This is a genomic window from Microbacterium sp. CGR2 (assembly GCF_003626735.1).
Taxonomy (GTDB): Bacteria; Actinomycetota; Actinomycetes; order Actinomycetales; family Microbacteriaceae; genus Microbacterium.
In genome coordinates this window covers 97,639-117,828 of sequence record NZ_RBHX01000002.1, presented here as the reverse complement: position 1 = coordinate 117,828, position 20,190 = coordinate 97,639, and the positions used below count along the sequence as shown (strand labels likewise).

The window sequence follows — 20,190 nt, the reverse complement described above, 5'->3', positions numbered from 1 at the left end:
CTTCCGACAGATGAGAGCGCGCCGAGCAGCGTGCGCTGCCACCGGTCACACCGCGTCGAGTGCCTCTTGACGTGCGGCGACCGCGTCCCGAACGGCGGGGAACAACGGATGCCGCGAGTCGAGGCCCGTCGTGCGCGCGGTGAGGGTCTCGGCGTCCTCGGCGCGCAGGAGCCGCTGGAGCTCGACGGCCTGTTCGTCGGCGGGGTCGTCGAATTCCAGCGCGGCGGCGACCGCGTCGAGCAGCGCGTCCGAGGGCAGACCTCGTTCGGCAGCCATCGCCGCAGGGCCGATGAATCGCTCATGTCGCGAGATCTTGCGCAGCGGCTGTCGTCCGACTCGCTGCACCGTGTCGATCAGTGCCGGGTTGCGGAACCTCTCGAGGATGGTGGCGCGATAGGCCGCGAGCTCAGCGGGATCGAGGCCGTGCTCGGCGACGAGAACCGCAGAAGTCTCCTCCAGCGCCGCGGACACGCGCCCGGCGATATCCGGGTCCGCCAGCGCGTCGGAGATGCGCTCGATCCCGGCCCTGGCCCCGAAGTAGGCCGTGGCGGCATGTCCGGTGTTCACCGTGAACAGCTTCCGTTCGATGTACGGACCGAGTTCGTCGACGAAATGCGCCCCGGGGATGTTCGGCAGGTTCTCGCCGAACGGCCCGGACTCGATCGCCCACTCGAAGTACGGCTCCACCGTGACGTCGATTCCCGCATCGGCGGGCTGACCCGGCACGATGCGATCGACCGCGGTGTTGGCGAAGACTGCGCGAGAGAGGAGAGTCCCCGCTTCCGCTCCGGCGGCCGCCTCGATCTCGGTCCGGAGCAGATCGGTCGCACCGATGGCGTTCTCGCACGCCATCACCTGCAGCGGAGCAGCGTCGGGCGAGCGGCGTGCGAGTCCGGCGACGATCGCGGGGGCGACGAAGCGCAGTACGGTCGGACCGACAGCGGTGGTGACGACATCCGCCAGGGCGATCGCCTCGGCGACGGCATCCGGATTCGAGCGGCTGTTGACGGCCCGAAAGCCTGTGACGACGTGATCGGTCCCCCCGGGGCCGGCCTCGTGAACAGTGTAGGAGTCCACCGCGTTGAGGGCATCGACCAGCGTTTCGGCCACGTCGGAGAACACGACCTCGTACCCGCCCTGATGCAGCAGCAGGCCGACGAATCCGCGTCCGATGTTGCCGGCCCCGAAGTGGACCGCTCTCATCCTTCGTTCACCTCCGACAGCAGCGCGTAGAGTTCTTCCGCCGTCTGCGCGGCGGAGAGCCGGGCGACGTCGTCTTCCTCGGAGAACAGGATCGCGATGCGGGAGAGGATCTCCAGGTGCTCGTCGCCGACCCCGGCGATTCCGATGACGAAGGTCGCCGGCTCCCCGGCCCAGTCGACGCCGCCGTCGTAGCGGACCACCGACAGTGCCGACGCCAGGATGGCGTCCTTGGCATCGTTGGTGCCGTGCGGGATCGCGAGCCCGTTGCCCATGTAGGTCGACACCGTCTCCTCACGCTGACGCATCGCGTCGACGTAGGCGGGGGTGACCGCCCCGACCGACACCAGGATGTCGGTGGCCTCCTGCAGGGCTGCTTCGCGGGTGACGCTGCCGGGGTGGATGCGCACCTGCTCGGGGGTGAGAACGCTCATCATGCTTCCTTTCGCTGGTCGCGCACCATCTCGACGACCTCTTCGTACTTCGGGGAGTTCATGAAGTTGTCGACCGAGACATGGATGGAGTTCGGTGACTTGGACCGGGCCCGATCGGTCAGCTGCTGCTGCGTGATCACGAGGTCGGCCGAGCCGTCGAGGTTCGCGATGGACTGGTTCGTGACGGTGACGCCTTCGACCCCTTCCTTCTTGAACTTGTTGCGGAGGACGCTCGCGCCCATGGCCGACGAGCCCATGCCGGCGTCGCACGCGAAGACCACCGTCGAGATCGTGCGGTCGGCGACGGCCGTACCGGCGGCACCTGCGGCCGCGGTGCCCGCCGTGGCGGTTCCTGAGGCACGCAGGGCGTCCATCGCGGCGGACGACTTGCCCTTGTTGGCCTCGGTCTGGGCGATCGCGGCGCCGAAGGAGTCGCCCTCGGCCTCGAGGTCACGCTTGCGAGAGGCCCGCAGGATGACGCCGGTGATGAGGAAGGTCACGACGGCGGCGATGATCACCGAGAGATAGACGACCATCAGGTTCCCGACGCCGGCGCCGAGGGCCGCCGCGGTGACGGCGATGATGCTGCCGGGAGCCGCGGGGAAGACGAGACCGCCGCCGAGGAGCATGTTCGTGGTGACACCGGCGGCGCCACCCGCGATCAGCGCGAGGATCGTGGTGGGCTTGCTCAGCGCGTACGGGAAGTAGATCTCGTGAATGCCGCCGAAGAACTGGATGATCGCCGCTCCCGGTGCCGACGCCTTCGCGACGCCGACGCCGAAGAAGCTGAAGGCGAGCAGCAGGCCGAGGCCCGGGCCGGGGTTCGATTCGATGAGGAACAGGATCGACTTGCCCGTCTCCGCGGCCTGGTCGATGCCGAGCGGGGTGAACACGCCGTGGTTGATGGCGTTGTTCAAGAACAGCACCTTCGCGGGCTCGACGATGATCGACACGAGCGGAAGCAGGTTCAACACGACGAGCCAGTCCACCGCGGCACCCAGTGCGGTGCTGATGGCGAGCATCACCGGACCGAAGGCGAAGAACCCGAAGATCGCGAGGAGCATGCCCAGGATGCCGGCGGAGAAGTTGTTCACCAGCATCTCGAAACCGGGGCGGATCTTGCCTTCCCACAGCCGGTCCATCCGCTTGGTGATCCATGCGGCGAGCGGCCCCATGATCATCGCGCCGAGGAACATCGGGATGTTCGTGCCGACGATGACACCCACCGTGGCGATGCTGGCGACGACTCCACCGCGCTCGCCGTAGACCATGCGGCCGGCGGTGTTCGCGATGAGCAGGGGCAGGAGGTATGTCACCATCGGGCCCACCAGCCCGACATAGGCGAAGATGTTGCCGGCGTCACCTTCAGCAACGGCGGTCATCGCGCCCTGCCACTGGATCACGGCAGCGTCGCCGCCGCCGCCGATGATCTCGGCGACCGGAGCCCAGTGCCAGCCGAACGGGCTCTTGGCGCCGAAGAATCCGGCGGGGATGAAGAGCATCGTGATGAAGCCCCAGGCGATGAACGCCGCGATGTTCGGCATGATCATTCCGGAGAGGAATGTGCCGAATCGCTGCACGCCTACGCGGAGACCACCGGGTTTGGTGGTGGCGGATGACGTCGTCGTCATGATGTCGTCTCTTTCTTGTGTGAGGAGGGTTCCGCGGCGAGCGTCGCCACGGCCTTTCGGGCGGATGCCGCGTCATCGGCGGCGAGAGCGGCCTCGGCGAGGCGCGCGGCGTCGTCGAGGGTGTGTTCGGAGAGAGTGCGGCGGACGTCGGCCAGAGCAGACGGCGCCATCGAGAGGCTCGTCGCGCCCAGTCCGACGAGGACCACGGCCAGCAGCGGATCCGCTGCGGCCTCGCCGCAGATGCCGACCGGTTTGCCCAGGCGGGCGCCCGCGTCCGCGACCTCGCGCACGAGACGGAGGACTGCCGGATGCCACGGATCCTGGAATCCGGCGACGGAGCCGAGCATCCGGTCGGCCGCCATCGTGTACTGGGTGAGGTCGTTGGTGCCGATGGAGGCGAAGTCGGCGTGCGGGAGCACCCGGTCGGCCAGCAATGCGATCGCGGGCACCTCCACCATGACGCCGGCGGTCTTCAACCCGTATTCGCGCGCGAGGGTGGTGAAGTACGCCGTCTCCTCGACGGTCGTCACCATCGGGGCCATGACCCACAGGTCGGAGTCGGTCGACGCGTCAGCCTCGGCGAGAGCGGTGAGCTGTTCGCGGAGGATGTCCTCGCTGGCGCGAAGGGCGCGGAGACCGCGGAGACCGAGAGCAGGATTCTCTTCGTGCGCATCGTTGAGGAAGGCGAGAGGCTTGTCGGCACCGGCATCCAGCACGCGGACGACGACCTTCTTGCCCGGGAACGCCTCGAGGAGCTCCCGGTAGGACTCTCGCTGCTGGGCGACGGTCGGGGCCTGCGCCGAGGAGAGGAAGAGGAACTCGGTGCGGAAGAGCCCGACACCTTCCGCTCCGCGTGCCACCGCATCCGCGGCGTCGCCGGGCTTGCCCAGATTCGCCAGGAGGGCCACCGGGGTGCCGTCGGCGAGGGCGCCGGGGGTCATGGGGGCGGAGTCCGACGACTGGCGGGCCGCCGCACGCTGGGCGGCACGATCCTTGTCGTGGTCGGTCGGGTCGGTGGTGACGACGCTGGCGGCGGCATCCACGATCACGGTCTGGCCGGTGGTGAGCGCCGCCGCCTCGGGGACGCCGACGACAGCGACGATGCCCTTCTCCCGCGCGAGGATCGCCGTGTGCGACGTGGGACCGCCGTCGACGGTGATCAGTGCGAGCACCTGATCCAGGTCGAGCAGTGCGGTGTCGGCGGGCGCGAGATCGCGTGCGACGAGCACGAAGGGATGCCCGGGGGTGGGGATTCCCGGGGCGTCGACCCCGCGCAGATCGGCGAGCACGCGCTGAGCGATGTCGTCGAGATCGGCAGCACGCTCGCCCAGATAGCCGCCGACTGCCTCCAGTGTGGCGCGGAATCCGGCGAAGGCGTCATGCACGGCCCACTCCGCGGTGGCGCCGGCGTCGATCCGGCTGTCGACCTCGTCCTGGAGCGTCGGGTCTTCGGCGATCATCGCCTGCGCTTCGAGTACCTCTTGCGCGGCGCCGCCTGCTGTCTCACCGCGTGCCGTCAGCTCCCTGGCGACGCGTGAGACCGCGTCACGCACGCGCGCTCGCTCGGCGTCGGCCCCGGCTTCGCTCGGCGTGTTCTCGGGGGCGGGCATCGCCTCCGTCATCCGGACGACCGGCCCCTGGGCGACACCGAGACCGATGCCGACTCCGCGGAGCTCGCTCGTCATGCCGAGTCCTGGTCGTGGTCGGTGGTCAGCAACTCGGTGAGCGTGTCCAGGACATCCTCGGCGCCGTCTCCCTCAGCGGTGAGGGTGACGTAGTCGCCGTGCTCGACGGCGAGGGAGATGACCCCCAGGATGCTGGCCGCGTTGACGGGCTTGCCGGAATCCTTGGCGATGGTGACGGCGAGACCGGAATCCTTGGCCGCCTGGGCGAAGAGTTTGGCGGGCCGGGCGTGCAGCCCGTGCGATGAACCGATTCGAACAGTGCGTGTCGCGGTCATGGTGTTCCTTTCAGGGTGGTGCCGTCGTCGGCGAGGATCGAGCGAACGAGGGCGAGTGTTCGGGTGCCTTCCCGGTCGCCGAAGACGTCGTCCGGAAGCACCACGACCGGCACCGAGATGTCGCCGCGCACGCTGTCGAGCCGGTCGGCGAGGTGGGGGCCGAGGAGGATGACGTCGGAAACGTTCTCGCGCACGGCGCTCTCCGTGCCGGCTGCGGTCTCCCAGTCGAGCCCGGCCGCGGATGCCGCACGCCGGAGCCGGAGGGCGACGAACGTACTGGACGCACCTGCGCCGCACACCACAAGGATCTTCATCGATGCCGCCTTCCTGAGAACAGTCTGCAAACCGCGACGGGGCCCGCGCCAACAGCGACTTTTCCGCCCCCGCGGAACGACGCGCGTGGAGCACGGCATCCGGCTTGCTGTCATCATGGAGGTCACGCCACGACAGTGCAGTCAGCATGGGGAGAAGTCGGAGGGATCATGTCGCGTCAGCGCCAAGACCTCCTGCTCGCCGCCCTGCTGCGCCAGGAAGGCTGGGCGACCGCCGCGAGTCTGGCTGATCTCCTCGGAGTCACCCCGCGCAGCATCCGCTCGTACGTGGCGGCATTGAATGCGCGGACGCCGGACGCCGGAGTGATCGAATCGGGTCCCGCCGGTTACCGCGCAGGACCGGGAGCCCGCGGAGCCATCCGCGTACGACAGACGCGGGAGTCCGCACCCCGCGACCGCCTGCATGCTCTGGTGCGGACGCTGCTGGACGTGCCGGCCGGCATCGACGTCTTCGACACCGCCGACGAGCTTCACGTCAGCGAGGCGACACTCGAGGCGGACCTGGTGCGTGTGCGCGGACTCCTCGACGGCACCGACCTCACCTTGGAACGCGACCGGGAGAACGTGCGCCTGCGCGGAAACGAGTCCGCCCAGCGCCGTCTGCTCTCGAGACTCGCGCACGACGAGATGAATGACGCCTCGTTCCATCCGGAGACCTTCCGTCGCGCCCTGTCCGGCGCCGCCGTCTCGGCCCAGGCGGTCGGACCGTTCAAGTCCGCGTTGGTGCGGGAACTGGGCGAGCTCGGCTACTACGTCAACGAACTCGCGATCGCCGATGTTCTGCTGCACGTCGCGATCGCGGCAGAACGCGTCGCGGCCGGTTACTCCCTGGAGGCCCCGCCGACCGGCGCGCGAGCGGAGATACCCCGAGTGGGGGCGGTCATCGCGGGTCTCGCCGCCGAGCACTTCGACGTGGTGCTCGGCGAGGGCGACAGCGGCCACCTCGCCTCCCTGGTCCTCACCCGCATCGTCGCTCCCGGTGAGGATGCCACACGAGAGGTCGCACGCAGCGGTGTCGAGCCGACCGTCGAGGCCGCCGTGCGTGCGGAGATCACCAGAGCAGCAGAGGACTACCAGGTGGATCTCGTCGACGAGACATTCATCCTCCGCCTCGCCCTGCACGTGCAGAACCTGCTGCGCCGCGCTGAGGAGAGCGGACTCGCCCGCAACCCGCTCACTCGCTCGCTCAAGACGTCGTACCCCATGATCTTCGAGGTCGCCGTGTCGATCGCGAGCGGACTGCACGACCGTCTCGGCACGCCCATCCACGACGACGAGATCGCCTATATCGCCATGCACGTGGGCGGACGCCTCGAGCGGAGCAGGAAAGCCGGCTCCATCCTCACCGCCACGATCGTGTGCCCGGGGTATCACGAACTCAACGAACTGCTGCGGTCGAGTGTGGACAGGTCGCTCGGATCGGCGATCGAGGTCACGAGTGTCGTCACCAACGTTGACCCCGACTGGGCGTCCTTCGACACCGACCTCGTGCTGAGCACCATCGAACCCGGCTCCGCGGGGGACCGCTTCGTACGGATCCAGCCGTTCCTCACCGACGCCGATGTGGACCGGATCCAGCAGGCGGCCGCCCGGGTGCGCCGAGGTCGCCGACTCACCCGGCTCCGCGCCGAACTCGCTCGCTACTTCCACGCAGACGCCTACGTCCATCCGCTCCCGGACGAGGGGGAGGAGGCGATCATCCGGCGGCTCGGCGGACTTCTCGTCGGGGCCGGGCTCATCGGCGAGGACTACATCGAGAACACGATCCTGCGCGAACAGATGTCGTCGACGGCGTTCACCGACGCCCTCGCCGTCCCGCACGCCCTGCAGATGACCGCGACACGCACCGCCATCGCCATCGGAGTGGCGGACGGGTCGGCTGCGTGGGGCGACGGGCGCGTGCAGGTGGTCGCGCTCGCCGCCTTCAGCGAGAGCGATCGCGCCGCGTTCCAGACGGTCTTCGAGCAGCTCGTCGAAGTGTTCAGCGAGCGCGAGAGCGTGCAGCGGATCGTCCGGCGCGGCACCACGTTCGAGGCGTTCCTCGACGAGCTCGTCGCCGTGATCGACGGCTGACGGCGCGGGTCAGGGGCGAGGGGCGAGGACCTCGGCGAGCTGATCGAGGACCGCGTCAGCGGTGCTGCTCCCCTCCGCTTCCAGCACGACGGCATCCCCCGGGGCGATCGCGAGGTCCATGACGGCCAGCACACTGCGGAGGTCGACCGTCGTCCCGTCTGCGGTGCGGAGGGTGACTCTGCCGGGGTGCGCGTGTGCGAGACGGACGAGCTCCGCGACGGGCCGGGCGTGCACCCCGTTGTGCGCGCTGACCACGACGCGTCGGGTGGGCATGGTCAGGAACGCTCGTCCAGCAGCGTGCGCACGCCCGACTCGAGCTCCGCCACGGCTGCTCGGGCCCGCTCGGCGGATTCTGCTCGTGCGTCGATGTAGACCTTCAGCTTCGGCTCCGTTCCGCTCGGACGGACGATCACCCGCGATCCGTCGGTGAGCCGGTAGCGCAGGACATCGCCCGAGGGCTGGCCGGGGGGCGCCTGCAACAGGTCGTCCGAGGCCGCGATGGAGCGTCCGGCGATCTGTGCGGGCGGCAGGGTGCGCAGTGCCAGCATCACGCTGCCGATGACGGCGAGGTCGTCGACCCGCACGGACACCTGGCCACTGGCGAAATGACCGTAGGTGTCGCCCAACTCCTGCAGCAGGTCACCCAGCGTGGCCCCGCGGTCGCGAGCCTCTGCCGCGAGACCGAGGACGGCGACGGCGGCGGAGATCCCGTCCTTGTCGCGAACCGTCTCCGGGTTGACGAGGTAGCCGAGCGCTTCCTCGAAGCCGAAGACGATCCCGGGTGCCCGAGAGATCCACTTGAACCCGGTCAGCGTCTCGTGGAAATCCAGCCCGTGATGCGCGGCCACGGCGGCGAGCCCGGGCGAGGAGACCAGAGAGCATGCCAGGGATGCGCCGGGCGTGCCCGCGGCGGCGCGCGCGGCTCGGGCGCCGAGCAGCAGCCCGACCTCGTTGCCGGTCAGCCGGCGCCAGCCGCCCGGCGCCGAGGCGTCGGGGATGGCTACCGCCAAGCGGTCGGCATCCGGGTCGTTGGCCAGGATGAAGTCGGCTTCGGTCTTACGGCCGAGCGCGAACGCGAGGTCCATCGCGCCGGGCTCCTCCGGGTTGGGGAAGGAGACGGTGCGGAACGTGGGGTCGGGCGCCGCCTGCTCTGCCACGACGGACGGCTGCGGGTAGCCGGCCCTGGTGAGGATGCGGGACAGCGTCTCGCCACCCACGCCGTGCATCGCCGTGTACACCCAGCGCAGGTCCTGCGCGTGGGTGGGCGCCGGCGCCACCGCGGCGGTCGCCGCGATGTACGCCTCGACCACCTCTTCGCCTGCGGTCTCGTAGGCGGTCGAACGCGGAAGGATGCTCACGTCACCGGCATCTGCGACGCGCTGGATGTGCGCGGCGATCTCGGCGTCCGCCGGCGCCACGATCTGCGAGCCGAGGTCAGCCCCGCCGAGGTAGACCTTGTAGCCGTTGTCGTTGGGCGGGTTGTGGCTCGCGGTCACCATGACGCCGGCATCCGCGCCGAGGTGGCGCACGGCGAAGGCGAGAACAGGGGTGGGGAGAAGCCGGGGGAGCAGGATCGCGCGCAGTCCTGCGCCGGCGAAGAGCTCGGCGGAGTCCGCGGCGAACACACGTGAGTTGCGGCGACCGTCGTACCCGACGACGACCGTGGGAGTCGTGCCCGGCGACCTGCCCCGCAGATACGCGGCGAAGCCTGCGGCGGCCTGCGCGACGAGCACCCGGTTCATCCGGTTGCTGCCGGCACCCAGCTCGCCGCGCAGACCGGCGGTCCCGAAGGCGAGGCGTGCACGGAAGCGATCGTCGAGATCAGCGATCGCTGCCTCGTCACCCGCTGAAGCGCGCGTGATCACGCCGGCGAGCTCGTCGCGGGTCTGGGCGTCCGGGTCCTGTCGCAGCCAGGCGCGCGCCTGCGCGAGACGCTCGTCGTTCACAGCGCCTCGACCACTCGGGCCAGGAGCGCGGAGATCACCGGTTCCGCCTCGCGCCCCGCCTCGATGACCTCGCCGTGGCTGAGCGGCGTCTGCTGGATTCCGGCCGCCAGGTTCGTGATGAGCGAGAAGCCGAGGATCTCCATGCCCGCTTCGCGCGCCGCGATCGCCTCCAGAGCGGTCGACATGCCGACGATGTGGCCGCCGATGTGCTTCGCCATCTGGACTTCCGCGGGAGTCTCGTAGTGCGGACCGCGGAACTGGGTGTAGACGCCCTCGTCGAGATCCGGTTCGATCGAGCGGGCGACGTCGCGCAGCCGCTTCGAGTAGAGGTCGGTGAGGTCGATGAACGTCGCGCCCTCGAGGGGCGAATCCGCCGTGAGGTTGATGTGGTCGCTGATCAGCACGGGCTGGCCGGGCTTCCACGTTTCTCGGATGCCACCGGCACCGTTGGTGAGGACCATGATCTCGGCCCCGGTCGCGGCGGCGGTGCGGACGCTGTGCACGACACGGCGCACGCCGTGATCCTCGTAGTAGTGGGTGCGTGCGCCGATGACGAGCACGTTCTTGCCGCCGGGCGTGCGGATGCTGCGGAGCGTGCCGACGTGCCCCTCGAGTGCCGGCTTCGAGAATCCGGTCACCTCGGTCGCGGGCACGGTCGCGACCGTCTCGCCGATGATGTCGGCAGCCTTGCCCCAGCCGCTGCCGAGAGTGAGGGCGATGTCGTGCTTCTCGACCCCGGTGAGGCGCGCGATGTCGGCCGCGGCCTGGGTGGCGACCTCGAACGGGTTCGCGGTCGGGTCGTCGAGAGGGTTGCTGAGCGATTCGGGCATGGATCCACTCTAGGAAGGTGAAAGCTCCGGAGCCAGGATTGCGGAAGAATGGCTTGCATGTCTTCAACCTCTTCCACCCCTTTCGAGCGCACTCAGCGCGTCGCCGTCCTCGGCGGCGGCCCCGGCGGCTATGAGGCGGCCCTCGCGGCCGCTCAACTCGGCGCTGAAGTCACACTGGTCGAGCGGGTGGGAGTCGGCGGCTCGGCCGTCCTGACCGACGTCGTGCCGTCAAAGAGTCTGATCGCGACGGCCGATGCCGCCGTCGCCATCTCCGAGGCGAGCGACCTCGGCGTCAACTTCTATGCGAAGGGCGAGAACGGCAAGCCCCTCAAGCCCGAGATCGCAATCAACCTCGCCGCCGTCAACAAGCGTCTCGTCGCCCTCGCCGGCCAGCAGTCCGAAGACATGCGCGCCACGCTTCTCGAGGCCGGCGTGCGCATCCTCTCCGGCCACGGCCGTCTGGAGGGCCCCACGGCGATCGTGGTGTCCACCGGGCAGGGCGGCACCGACTTCGACCGCGTGGAGGCCGACACGATCGTCGTCGCCGTCGGCGCGTCACCTCGTGAGCTCGACTCGGCCAAGCCCGACGGCAAGCGCATCCTCACGTGGACGCAGCTGTACGACATGAAGGCGCTGCCCGAGCACCTCATCGTCGTGGGCTCCGGCGTGACGGGAGCCGAGTTCGCGTCCGCCTACATGAACCTCGGTGCCAAGGTCACGCTGATCTCCAGTCGCGAGCAGGTTCTGCCGGGCGAAGACGCGGATGCGGCGAGGGTCGTGGAGAAGGTCTTCAAGCGCGGCGGGATGACCGTGCTCTCGAAGTCGCGGGCCGACAAGGTCGAGGTCACCAAGAACGGCGTGACGGTGACGCTGTCAGACGGCAGCACGGTCGACGGCAGCCACTGCCTGATGGCGGTCGGCTCCGTGCCGAACACGGCGGGGATCGGTCTCGAGGAAGCCGGCGTCGAGCTGAACGACTCCGGACACGTGCGCGTGAACAAGGTCGCGCGCACCTCGGTCCCCAACGTGTACGCCGTCGGCGACTGCACGAACTTCTTCCCCCTCGCGTCCGTCGCCTCCATGCAGGGGCGCACAGCCGTGTTCCACGCGCTGGGCGACATCGTGATCCCGCTCGAGCTCATCAAGATCACCTCGAACATCTTCACCGCCCCCGAGATCGCCACGGTCGGCTACTCGGAGAAGGATGCGGAAGACGGCGTCGCCGATGGTCTCGTGTACAAGCTGCCGCTGGCGGCCAACCCGCGCGCGAAGATGATGGGCATCAAAGACGGCTTCGTGAAGATCATCGCCCGCAAGGGCTCGGGAACAGTGATCGGCGGCGTGATCGTCGCGCCGAAGGCGTCAGAGCTGATCTATCCCATCGCGGTGGCCGTGGAACGGCGGCTGACGGTCGACCAGGTTTCCCGGGTCTTCGCGGCGTACCCCTCGCTGTCGAGCAGCATCACCGATGCGAGCCGCGCGATGCACCTGGGATACGTCTCCTAGAGCGTTTCGTCTCGGCGCGCTCGCTCGACGACCGGAAGCTCCCGGTCGTCGAGCGAGCTACGAGTCGAACCGCCTCTGACGGAGCAGTCTCAGCTGATCGTGAGCAGCTGATGCCCGGCCGACACCGTGGTGCCGGCATCCGCGTTGATGTTCCCCACGATGCCGTCCTTGTGCGCCTGGAGAGGCTGCTCCATCTTCATGGCCTCGAGAACGACGACCAGGTCACCCTTGACGACCTGCTGACCGTCTTCGACGGCGATCTTGACGATCGTCGCCTGCATCGGGGACTTCACTCCGTCGCCTGCCGCACCGGCGTTGGCGGTGGTGGCGTGGCTGCGACGCGACGGCGGAACCGCGGCCGGACGCCCGGCAGTGCCCGGGGCGACCGCGACGCGATCAGGGAGGCTGACTTCCAGGCGCTTGCCGGAGACCTCCACAACGACCGTGTGCCGCGCGCCGGTGGCAGCGTGCGCGTCGAGCTCGCCGTCCCATGCCGGGATGTCGTTGACGAACTCGGTCTCGATCCACCGGGTGAAGATGCCGAAGCGGCCGTCTTCCGCGGTGAACGCGGGGTCGCGGACCACCTTCCGGTGGAACGGCAGCACGGTCGGGAGCCCGGCGACCTCGAACTCCTCGAGTGCTCGCCGTGAGCGCTCCAGCGCCTCAGCGCGATCCTTGCCGGTCACGATGATCTTCGCCAGCAGCGAGTCGAAGGCGCCGGAGACGGAGTCTCCCGCCGTGACGCCGGAGTCGAGGCGGATGCCGGGACCACCGAAGGTCTTGAAGACGTGGATGGGTCCCGGCTGCGGGAGGAAGCCCCGACCGGGGTCCTCCCCGTTGATGCGGAACTCGATCGAGTGGCCCTGCGGCGTCGGGTCGTCGTAATCGATGGTGCCACCGGCGGCGATGCGGAACTGTTCGCGGACGAGGTCGATCCCGGTGACCTCTTCGGAGACCGGATGCTCGACCTGCAGGCGCGTGTTCACCTCGAGGAAGGAGACGGTGCCGTCGGCTCCGATGAGGAACTCGCAGGTGCCGGCTCCGACGTAGCCGACCTCCTTCAGGATCGCCTTCGATGCGGTGTAGAGCAGGTCGTTCTGCTCCGTGGTGAGGAACGGCGCCGGTGCCTCCTCGACGAGCTTCTGATGGCGACGCTGCAAAGAGCAGTCGCGCGTCGAGATCACGACGACGTTGCCTTCGGCATCCGCCAGACACTGGGTCTCGACGTGACGCGGCTTGTCGAGGTACTTCTCGACGAAGCACTCGCCGCGACCGAACGCGGCGACGGCTTCGCGGGTGGCCGACTCGAAGAGTTCGGCGACCTCGTCCAGTTCCCGTGCGACCTTGAGACCGCGACCACCACCGCCGTACGCCGCTTTGATGGCAATGGGCAGGCCGAATTCCTTCGCGAACGCGACGACCTCCTCGGCCGTCTCGACCGGGCCGGGGGTGCCGGGGGCGAGCGGGGCTCCGACCTTCTCGGCGACGTGTCGGGCGGTGACTTTATCGCCGAGCGCCTCGATGGCATCCGGAGACGGACCGATCCAGATCATCCCGGCGTCGATGACGGCGCGAGCGAACTCCGCGTTCTCGGCGAGGAACCCGTATCCGGGGTGCACGGCGTCGGCGCCGGCGCGACGGGCGACCGAGAGGATCTTGTCGATCTGAAGATAGGTCTCGGCGCTGGTGGCGCCGCCGAGGGCGTAGGCCTCGTCCGCGAGTCGGGTGTGCAGGGCGTCGCGATCCTGGTCGGCGTAGACGGCGACCGATCCGATTCCGGAGTCCCGAGCGGCGCGGATGATGCGTACGGCGATCTCGCCGCGGTTGGCGACGAGCACCTTGGCGATAGCAGGCATGGTTGTCAGCCTAGCGAGAAGCCTCCGGATCCATTTGACGACCCTCCACAAGAAAGACGCGGAAACGTCAACGAAGATCTACGACCACAGATCCGTCCATCGGACGCCGAGGTCGCCCGCCAATCGACGGATCGTCGACAGCGACATCCCCACCACCGTCGACGGGTCGCCGTCGACCCGAGTGATGAACCCGCCACCGAGGCTGTCGACGGTGAAGGCGCCCGCCACGTGCAGGGGTTCTCCGGATGCGACGTACGCGGCGATCTCCGCATCATCGATGTCGTCGGCGAAGGTGACGGATGCCGCAGCGACCGCTGTCGCTTCCCGCGGAGCCGCCCCTGGCTCGATCCGGAACACCGAATGTCCGGAGTGCAGCACTCCGGTGGCGCCGCGCATCTCCTGCCAGCGTCTGGTCGCTTCTTCCGGGGTGTACGGCTTGCCGTAGATCTGGCCACCGAGCTCGAACATCGAGTCTCCGCCGATGACGAGACCCTCGAAGTCCGCCTGTGCCGCCAGACGTCGGGCGACGTCGGCGGCTTTGGCCCGAGCCAGCAGCAGCACGAGCTCGGCAGGGGGCAACTCGGCACCCCGCTCGGCCGCGGCCTGCGCCCCGACAGCGTCCTCGTCGACGTCGGGGGACAGGGTGAGAGGCTCGATGCCCGCCTGCCGGAGCAGCATCAGACGAGCAGGAGAGGTGGAGGCGAGGCAGACGCGCATGTGCACCACCGTATCCTCGAAGAATGACTTCCTCCGCAGACGTGCTCGAGCTCGACATCACCGGAATCGCGCACGGTGGCACGTTCATCGCCCGCCACGAGGGCCGGGTGGTGTTCGTCTCCGATGCGATTCCCGGCGAGCGCGTGCGCGCACGGCTGATCGATCCTTCGGAGGGTTCGGGCTCCAGCGCCCGCACCGCGCCGGGCCCCGCCGACACCCGCAGCTTCTGGCGAGCGGAGACCGTGGAGGTGCTTGACGCATCTCCCCATCGTCGCGCGCACATCTGGCCTGAGGCCGACGTCTCTCGCGATCCCTCCGATCGTCCCGGTGGCGCCGACCTCGGACACATCGATCTGACGCATCAGCGCACGCTCAAGAAGCAGGTGCTCACCGAAGCGCTCGACCGGTTCGCCGGCCCGGGACTGGAAGCGCCCGAGATCGAAGCCGTGGAATCCGGTGACGGCCTCGGCTGGCGCACCAGGGTCACTCTGCACGTCGACGACGACGGCCGTGTCGGACCGTACGCCGCAAGGAGCCACCGGGTCGTGCCGGTGAAGTCTCACCCGTTGGCTCGCCCGGCCGTGGCTGCCGCCGCTCTCGAACTGCGCGGCGGTGCGGCCGGACGGGTCGACCTCGTCGAGCCCGCGGATGGCGAGGTGCGGATCATCCGCCACGAAGACGGCGCACGCCCGGCACAGCGTGGAGGGCGCCGCGTCGAGCCGGAGGTGGTGGAGGAGCGGGTCGGGGATCGACGCTTCCAGGTGGATGTCGGCGGGTTCTGGCAGGTGCACCCGCGTGCGGCGTCCGTGCTCGATGCGGCCGTGTACGGCGTGCTCGACGGCCATGTCGACGCGGAGAAGACCCACTACGACCTCTACGGCGGCGTGGGGCTGTTCGCCGCCACTCTCGCAGACCTGGGCGCCACCGACATCGTCACCGTCGAGTCGAGCAAGAGAGCCACCCACCACGCCCAGGCGAATCTCGCACCGCTGAAGGTGACCGCGGTCACGGCGCGGGTCGACCGGTTCCTGAAGGAGATCTCGGGCCGCACCGGCACCGGAACCGTCGTGCTCGATCCTCCCCGCGCCGGCGCCGGACGCGCGGTCGTCGAAGCGGTGCACGCGCTGGCGCCGGAGGCGATCGCCTACGTCGCCTGCGACCCGGTGGCCCTCGCCCGCGACCTCGGGACTTTCCGCGCCCTGGGGTGGCAGGTGCCGACGCTTCGTGGGTTCGATCTGTTCCCGCACTCGCACCACTTCGAGGTCGTCGCACTGCTCACACGGTGAGACACGACGGCAGCGCGCTGCCGACTCACTAGGCTGGGCGGATGAGCACGGTCGCACTCATCGACGATCACGAGTCCGTTCGCCTCGGCCTCGAAGCCGCCTGCGCGCGTGATGGGCAGACCGTGGTGTTCTCCGGAAGCACCGTGGGCTCCTATCTCGAGTGGCGGACGGTGTCGGCTTCTCCGCCCGCAGACGTCGTCGTCCTCGATCTCACCCTCGGCGACGGCACCACGGTGACCGAGAACGTCCGCTCGCTCGTCGCGGACGGCGCGAGCGTGGTCATCCACAGCGTCGCCGATCGACCTGCCGCCGTGCGCGAGGCGCTCGCCGCGGGAGCCGCGGGAGTGGTGAGCAAGTCCTCCGCTCTCGACGATGTCCTCGATGCGATCCGCACAGTGGCGCAGGGCGAAGCGCTCAACAATGTCGAGTGGGCCAGCGCTGTCGACGGCGATCGCGCCTTCGCCGACGCGCAGCTCTCCACACGTGAGCGCGAAGTGCTCCGGCTCTATGCGACGGGCCTGCCGTTGAAGGCGGTCGCGGAGCGCCTGGGCGTGGCGTACTCCACGGCGAAAGAGAACATCACGCGGGTCCGGGTGAAATACGTCGAAGTCGGTCGCCCTGCGCCGACCAAGGTCGACCTGCTGCGGCGCGCGATGGAGGACGGCATCGTCGCCCCAGATGGGGCGGCGAGTGCCCGCTGAGACGCTCAGCATCCGGGAGGCCTGGAGTCAGATCCCCTCGCCCGGTGCCGCGGAGGTCGAATTCGAACGCTTCACCGGTCGGCGGATGGAGCGGATTCTGGCGATCGTCGTCGCCATCGGATCCGCCGCGCTCGGCGCGCAGGCTCTGATCGCTGCCCTGGGCGCCATCCGGTGGGACGACACGCCCCATGTGGTTCTCCTGCTGCTGGTGTTCCTCCCGTTGGCGGCGATGATCACCGCCTGCGTCATCGGACGCGGTGTCAAGGTCGCGTCCGGGGTGTTCGCCGTCGCGTACGTGCTCGCGCTGGCCGGCTGGCCGGTCGTCGCCAGTCCGGTCGACGAGCTCGCCGGTGATCAGCCGTGGATCTTCTTCCTGGTGAACGTGGGAGTCGTCGCGGCGATGCTCGCCTTCCCTGTGCGGATCCAGTTCGCGTGGGCTTTCGGGATGCCGTTCCTGTACGGCTACGTGCGGCTGATGCAGGGTGAGTTCTCGCGCGAGATCTGGGTCACGACGGCGTTCGATGTGTCCTTCACCCTCATCCTCGGCGTGGTGATCATCTCTCTCGGCTGGATGTTCCGCTCCGTTGCCACGGGCGTCGATGAAGCCAGGGGGCGCGCGGTGTCGTCGTACGCCGCCGCGGCCGCGGCCGCAGCGGCCGAAGAAGAACGCGTGGCGATGTCCGCCCTGATGCACGACAGCGTGCTCGCCGCCCTCATCGCCGCGGAGCGCGCGGAAGGCGACCGGGCCCGCGAACTCGCCGTCGCGATGGCGCGGGAAGCGCTGAATCGTCTCGCGAACACCGAGGCGGCCGTGGCGCAGGAAGGCAGCGACGAGCCGGTCGGAACCGCGCAGATCGTGGTGGAGCTGCGCCGATCGCTCTCCGAACTCGGGGCGGATGCGATCGTCGAAGAGCGCGGCGGCCTCGGCCTCATCCCCGGTCGTGCAGCGCGGGCGCTCGTGCTCGCCGCCCGGCAGGCGATCGGAAATGCGGTGGGGCACGCCGGTGGACGGGGGCTCCACATCGTCGCCGAGGGGCACGGGGATGAGGGGATTCGGGTGACCGTCTCGGACACTGGGCCCGGCTTCGACGTCGACGCCATCGGTGCGGACCGGCTGGGCATCCGCGCATCGATCTTCGCGCGCATGGCCGGTGTGGCGGGCACCGCCGATATCGACTCCGGTGAGGGTGGCACCACGGTGACGCTCGGATGGGAGCGCGCGTGAACCGCACCGTCCGCAGCGTCGCGACCTCTCTCGCTGTGGGTTTCGCCCTGTACTTCATCGCACGAGGTGTGTGGTGGATCGAACAGCCGACGGCACCGTTGCTGATGGTGCTGGCGATCGGCCTCTACCTCGTCGTGGTCAACACCGCGATCCTGGGGGACTCCTCCTCGGTGCAGATGCCGCTGTGGACCGCTGCGTTCGCGCCGGTCGCGAGTGCGCTGATCCCGTGGCTCGTCACGCTTTCCCTCGACCCGTCCGATCGCACCGAGCCGTTCGCCACCTGGTACATCGGGGCGCTGGGGCTGCTTGCCGTGGTCTGCGTCGTCCGGCGTCGATGGCTCGCGGGCTGGCTGACGCTGGCTGCTCTCGTCGCGGCGGCGTCCGTGTCCCTCGGACTGGGGGTCGCCTTGAATCTCGGGCTGGTCGGCTCGGTGATGTGGGTGGTCATCGCGCAACTGCTCGTGATGTTCTGGGATCGCGCCGTTCACGACACCGAACGGCTGGCCGAGATCCAGCAGGCGGTGTCCGCCTGGGATGCGTCGCAACTGGTCCGACAGCGAGAGCGACGGCTTCGCACGCAGTTCGCCCTCGCTGTGGCCGGGCCGGTGCTCGGCCGGGTCGTCGCTGCGCGTGGTGCCCTCGATGAGCAGGAGAGGCTGGATGCGCGGCTCGCGGAGGGCCGACTGCGCGATGAGCTCCGTGGTGCCGACCTGCTCAACGATGCGGTGCGGGACGGCATCGACGCCGCCCGTCGCCGAGGTGTGGTCGTCACAGTCTTCGACGAAGGAGGGCTCGACGGGGTCGACGAGGGGCGACGCGTGGCGATCAGGGACGAGCTGGCACGGGTGCTCACCAGTGCGCACACCGGTCGGCTCATCATCCGATCGGCACGAGACCCGCAGATCGCGGTGACGGTCGTGGGTCGCGCCGGGGTTCGATCGTCCGGTGATGACGATTCCGTCGACCTCTTTCACGAGATCCCGCGCGCGGGCTGACCGCGGCGACCCCCGCTGTCATTCCGTGCCAGCAGGAGAATGGCGAGGGGCGGCGGCCAAGCCGCCCACCCCTCGCCGTGCGGAACAGTTACCCGAAAACCGTCCGCTGGTGGCCGATCAGCGTCTGTCTACCCTGGGACAGAGAGACCAGCCGAACGCGAAGCGTCTTGATCAGTCTGGCCGGTTGTCCAGAGCTTGTCTGTAGGTATTTTGGGGGACAAGCTTCGGCGCCGATGGGAGAGAATTGGAGGATGGGTATGCGTCGCGGAACGAACCTTCCGCGGATGGGCGACTTCAACCAATCGGTGATCCTGGAAGCCATCCGACGCTCCGGCGAGGGTCTGAGCAGGACCGAGCTGGTCGAGGCGACGGGATTGTCCGCGCAGACGGTCACGAACATCACTCGTCGGCTGCTCGATGATGCTCTCATCCGCGAGGCGGGGCGCACCATCAACGGGCCCGGCAAGCCGCGTGTCACGCTGCGTCTGGTGGCTGAGAGCCGGTTCGCGATCGGCGTCCACCTCGATCCGATGATGATCACTTTCGTGCTGATCGACCTGTCCGGCGCTGTCGTGCAGCGGACGACGCTGCGGGTGCCGGAGAAAGACCCCCGCGAGACGATCGCCGCGATGGCCGGCACGGTCGACGCGCTGATCGGCGCGAGCGGGGTGGAACGGTCGCTGATTGCCGGCGTGGGGGTCGCCGCCCCCGGTCCGCTGGACCCCGTGAAGGACACGGTGACGAATCCACCGAAGCTTCCCGGATGGAACCACGTGCCGCTGCGCGCGGTGCTGGAGGATGCCGTCGGGATGCCGGTGACGCTGGAGAAGGACACGACGTCTGCCGCGGTGGGCGAGTTGTGGACGCGCAGAGGTCCTTCCGACGACTCCTTCGTGCTCATCTACCTCGGGACGGGGATCGGTGCCGCTCTCGCCAGGGGAGGGTACGCGGTCCGAGGCAGTACGCGGAACTTCGGCGAGATCGGCCACATCGTGGTCGATCCGGACGGGCCTCCGTGCAGTTGCGGGTCTCGAGGCTGCGTCGAGGTGGTGTGCACCCCTCAGGCCATCGTCGAAGACGCCGAACGCGCCGGCGTCTTCGCTGACGAGCCGCGGGCGAGCGGGGTCGAGGCCGTCGACCAGCGCTTCACGCAGCTGTGCGAGCGCGCGGATGCCGGCGAGGCGCCCGCGCTGCAGGTGCTGGAACGCGCAGCCGAGCACATGGCCAGGCTCACTGCCGCCCTGACGAATCTGCTCGACGTCGATCGCGTGGTCTTCGGGGGCCCGTTCTGGGCGAGGCTTGCCCCGGTGTACCTCCGAGAAGTGCCCGCTCGACTCGATCGACTGAGCGCCACCCGTGGGGTTCGCGCTCTCGCGGTCGACGGCGCCGTCGTCGGTGACGACGTCGGGGCGGTCGGGGCGGGATGCGTGGTGCTGGATTCCACGCTCAGCCCGCGCACGGTCGACCTGTTGCTCGAACACTGACGTGTCTGCCCCGA

18 protein-coding genes are annotated in these 20,190 nt (G+C 69.2%); 7 read left to right on the top strand and 11 right to left on the bottom strand.

Annotation, left to right across the window (positions count from 1 at the left end; genetic code table 11):
* Window positions 1–45: 45 nt before the first annotated feature.
* Genes D7252_RS18990 through D7252_RS18965 form a run of 6 tightly spaced genes read right to left on the bottom strand, consistent with a single transcriptional unit; the run spans window position 46 to window position 5,539 of the window.
* Window positions 46–1,203, bottom strand: a complete 1,158-nt coding sequence (locus D7252_RS18990) for a mannitol-1-phosphate 5-dehydrogenase (RefSeq protein ID WP_120777160.1) — start codon at window positions 1,201–1,203, stop codon at window positions 46–48.
* Complete coding sequence (locus tag D7252_RS18985; RefSeq protein ID WP_120777159.1) at window positions 1,200–1,634, bottom strand: PTS sugar transporter subunit IIA; 435 nt, start codon at window positions 1,632–1,634, stop codon at window positions 1,200–1,202. Before D7252_RS18985 ends, D7252_RS18990 begins: the two co-directional genes overlap by 4 nt.
* Window positions 1,634–3,265, bottom strand: a complete 1,632-nt coding sequence (locus tag D7252_RS18980; protein WP_120777158.1) for a PTS mannitol transporter subunit IICB — start codon at window positions 3,263–3,265, stop codon at window positions 1,634–1,636. The genes D7252_RS18985 and D7252_RS18980 overlap by 1 nt, the downstream gene beginning before the upstream one ends.
* Window positions 3,262–4,887, bottom strand: coding sequence for a phosphoenolpyruvate--protein phosphotransferase (gene ptsP, locus D7252_RS18975; RefSeq protein ID WP_374225799.1), 1,626 nt, complete (start codon window positions 4,885–4,887; stop codon window positions 3,262–3,264). Before ptsP ends, D7252_RS18980 begins: the two co-directional genes overlap by 4 nt.
* Window positions 4,888–4,946: 59 nt before the next feature.
* Window positions 4,947–5,225, bottom strand: coding sequence for an HPr family phosphocarrier protein (locus D7252_RS18970; RefSeq protein WP_120777156.1), 279 nt, complete (start codon window positions 5,223–5,225; stop codon window positions 4,947–4,949).
* Window positions 5,222–5,539, bottom strand: a complete 318-nt coding sequence (locus D7252_RS18965; RefSeq protein WP_120777155.1) for a PTS sugar transporter subunit IIB — start codon at window positions 5,537–5,539, stop codon at window positions 5,222–5,224. Before D7252_RS18965 ends, D7252_RS18970 begins: the two co-directional genes overlap by 4 nt.
* A gap of 168 nt (window positions 5,540–5,707) precedes the next feature.
* Between D7252_RS18965 and D7252_RS18960 the strand changes: the two genes are divergently transcribed.
* Window positions 5,708–7,630, top strand: a complete 1,923-nt coding sequence (locus D7252_RS18960; protein WP_120777154.1) for a PRD domain-containing protein — start codon at window positions 5,708–5,710, stop codon at window positions 7,628–7,630.
* 9 nt (window positions 7,631–7,639) lie between these two features.
* Here D7252_RS18960 and D7252_RS18955 read toward each other — a convergent pair whose 3' ends face one another.
* From D7252_RS18955 to D7252_RS18945, 3 genes are read right to left on the bottom strand one after another with little or no spacing between them, the layout of a single operon-like run.
* A complete protein-coding gene (locus D7252_RS18955) occupies window positions 7,640–7,903 on the bottom strand; it encodes an HPr family phosphocarrier protein (protein WP_120777153.1) in 264 nt (87 codons plus the stop codon).
* Between the two features lie 2 nt (window positions 7,904–7,905).
* A complete protein-coding gene (locus tag D7252_RS18950; protein WP_120777152.1) occupies window positions 7,906–9,576 on the bottom strand; it encodes a phospho-sugar mutase in 1,671 nt (556 codons plus the stop codon).
* Entirely contained in the window at window positions 9,573–10,406 is an 834-nt protein-coding gene (locus tag D7252_RS18945) for a purine-nucleoside phosphorylase (protein WP_120777151.1), read from the bottom strand. The genes D7252_RS18950 and D7252_RS18945 overlap by 4 nt, the downstream gene beginning before the upstream one ends.
* 57 nt (window positions 10,407–10,463) lie before the next feature.
* Between D7252_RS18945 and D7252_RS18940 the strand changes: the two genes are divergently transcribed.
* Window positions 10,464–11,912 (top strand): NAD(P)H-quinone dehydrogenase, encoded by a 1,449-nt coding sequence (locus tag D7252_RS18940; protein ID WP_120777150.1) that lies wholly within the window; start codon window positions 10,464–10,466, stop codon window positions 11,910–11,912.
* A gap of 89 nt (window positions 11,913–12,001) precedes the next feature.
* On the opposite strand, the gene D7252_RS18935 is transcribed toward D7252_RS18940, so the two are convergent.
* Together D7252_RS18935 and D7252_RS18930 are read right to left on the bottom strand one after the other, a co-directional pair.
* Window positions 12,002–13,768: a biotin carboxylase N-terminal domain-containing protein gene (locus tag D7252_RS18935; protein ID WP_120777149.1), complete on the bottom strand. Its 1,767-nt coding sequence runs from the start codon at window positions 13,766–13,768 to the stop codon at window positions 12,002–12,004.
* Between the two features lie 78 nt (window positions 13,769–13,846).
* Complete coding sequence (locus D7252_RS18930; RefSeq protein ID WP_120777148.1) at window positions 13,847–14,485, bottom strand: nucleoside triphosphate pyrophosphatase; 639 nt, start codon at window positions 14,483–14,485, stop codon at window positions 13,847–13,849.
* Window positions 14,486–14,508: 23 nt separating this feature from the next.
* On the opposite strand from D7252_RS18930, the gene D7252_RS18925 reads away from it, so the two are divergent.
* The 5 genes from D7252_RS18925 (at window position 14,509) to D7252_RS18905 (ending at window position 20,176) form a co-directional block, all read left to right on the top strand.
* A complete protein-coding gene (locus D7252_RS18925; protein WP_120777147.1) occupies window positions 14,509–15,771 on the top strand; it encodes a class I SAM-dependent RNA methyltransferase in 1,263 nt (420 codons plus the stop codon).
* Window positions 15,772–15,812: 41 nt separating this feature from the next.
* A complete protein-coding gene (locus tag D7252_RS18920) occupies window positions 15,813–16,472 on the top strand; it encodes a response regulator transcription factor (RefSeq protein WP_120777146.1) in 660 nt (219 codons plus the stop codon).
* Complete coding sequence (locus D7252_RS18915) at window positions 16,462–17,697, top strand: ATP-binding protein (RefSeq protein ID WP_120777145.1); 1,236 nt, start codon at window positions 16,462–16,464, stop codon at window positions 17,695–17,697. Before D7252_RS18920 ends, D7252_RS18915 begins: the two co-directional genes overlap by 11 nt.
* A complete protein-coding gene (locus tag D7252_RS18910) occupies window positions 17,694–18,692 on the top strand; it encodes a hypothetical protein (RefSeq protein WP_259461156.1) in 999 nt (332 codons plus the stop codon). Before D7252_RS18915 ends, D7252_RS18910 begins: the two co-directional genes overlap by 4 nt.
* A 251-nt stretch (window positions 18,693–18,943) precedes the next feature.
* Window positions 18,944–20,176 carry an ROK family transcriptional regulator gene (locus D7252_RS18905; RefSeq protein ID WP_251051669.1) on the top strand — a complete coding sequence of 411 codons (1,233 nt, stop codon included), beginning with the start codon at window positions 18,944–18,946 and terminating at the stop codon, window positions 20,174–20,176.
* Window positions 20,177–20,190 lie beyond the last annotated feature (14 nt).

Coding starts and splice junctions, on each gene's coding strand:
- D7252_RS18990 (WP_120777160.1), bottom strand. CDS start 1,203: ATGAGAGCGGTCCACTTCGGGGCCGGCAACATCGGACGCGGATTCGTC.
- D7252_RS18985 (WP_120777159.1), bottom strand. CDS start 1,634: ATGAGCGTTCTCACCCCCGAGCAGGTGCGCATCCACCCCGGCAGCGTC.
- D7252_RS18980 (WP_120777158.1), bottom strand. CDS start 3,265: ATGACGACGACGTCATCCGCCACCACCAAACCCGGTGGTCTCCGCGTA.
- ptsP (WP_374225799.1), bottom strand. CDS start 4,887: ATGACGGAGGCGATGCCCGCCCCCGAGAACACGCCGAGCGAAGCCGGG.
- D7252_RS18970 (WP_120777156.1), bottom strand. CDS start 5,225: ATGACCGCGACACGCACTGTTCGAATCGGTTCATCGCACGGGCTGCAC.
- D7252_RS18965 (WP_120777155.1), bottom strand. CDS start 5,539: ATGAAGATCCTTGTGGTGTGCGGCGCAGGTGCGTCCAGTACGTTCGTC.
- D7252_RS18960 (WP_120777154.1), top strand. CDS start 5,708: ATGTCGCGTCAGCGCCAAGACCTCCTGCTCGCCGCCCTGCTGCGCCAG.
- D7252_RS18955 (WP_120777153.1), bottom strand. CDS start 7,903: ATGCCCACCCGACGCGTCGTGGTCAGCGCGCACAACGGGGTGCACGCC.
- D7252_RS18945 (WP_120777151.1), bottom strand. CDS start 10,406: ATGCCCGAATCGCTCAGCAACCCTCTCGACGACCCGACCGCGAACCCG.
- D7252_RS18940 (WP_120777150.1), top strand. CDS start 10,464: ATGTCTTCAACCTCTTCCACCCCTTTCGAGCGCACTCAGCGCGTCGCC.
- D7252_RS18935 (WP_120777149.1), bottom strand. CDS start 13,768: ATGCCTGCTATCGCCAAGGTGCTCGTCGCCAACCGCGGCGAGATCGCC.
- D7252_RS18930 (WP_120777148.1), bottom strand. CDS start 14,485: ATGCGCGTCTGCCTCGCCTCCACCTCTCCTGCTCGTCTGATGCTGCTC.
- D7252_RS18925 (WP_120777147.1), top strand. CDS start 14,509: ATGACTTCCTCCGCAGACGTGCTCGAGCTCGACATCACCGGAATCGCG.
- D7252_RS18920 (WP_120777146.1), top strand. CDS start 15,813: ATGAGCACGGTCGCACTCATCGACGATCACGAGTCCGTTCGCCTCGGC.
- D7252_RS18905 (WP_251051669.1), top strand. CDS start 18,944: ATGGGTATGCGTCGCGGAACGAACCTTCCGCGGATGGGCGACTTCAAC.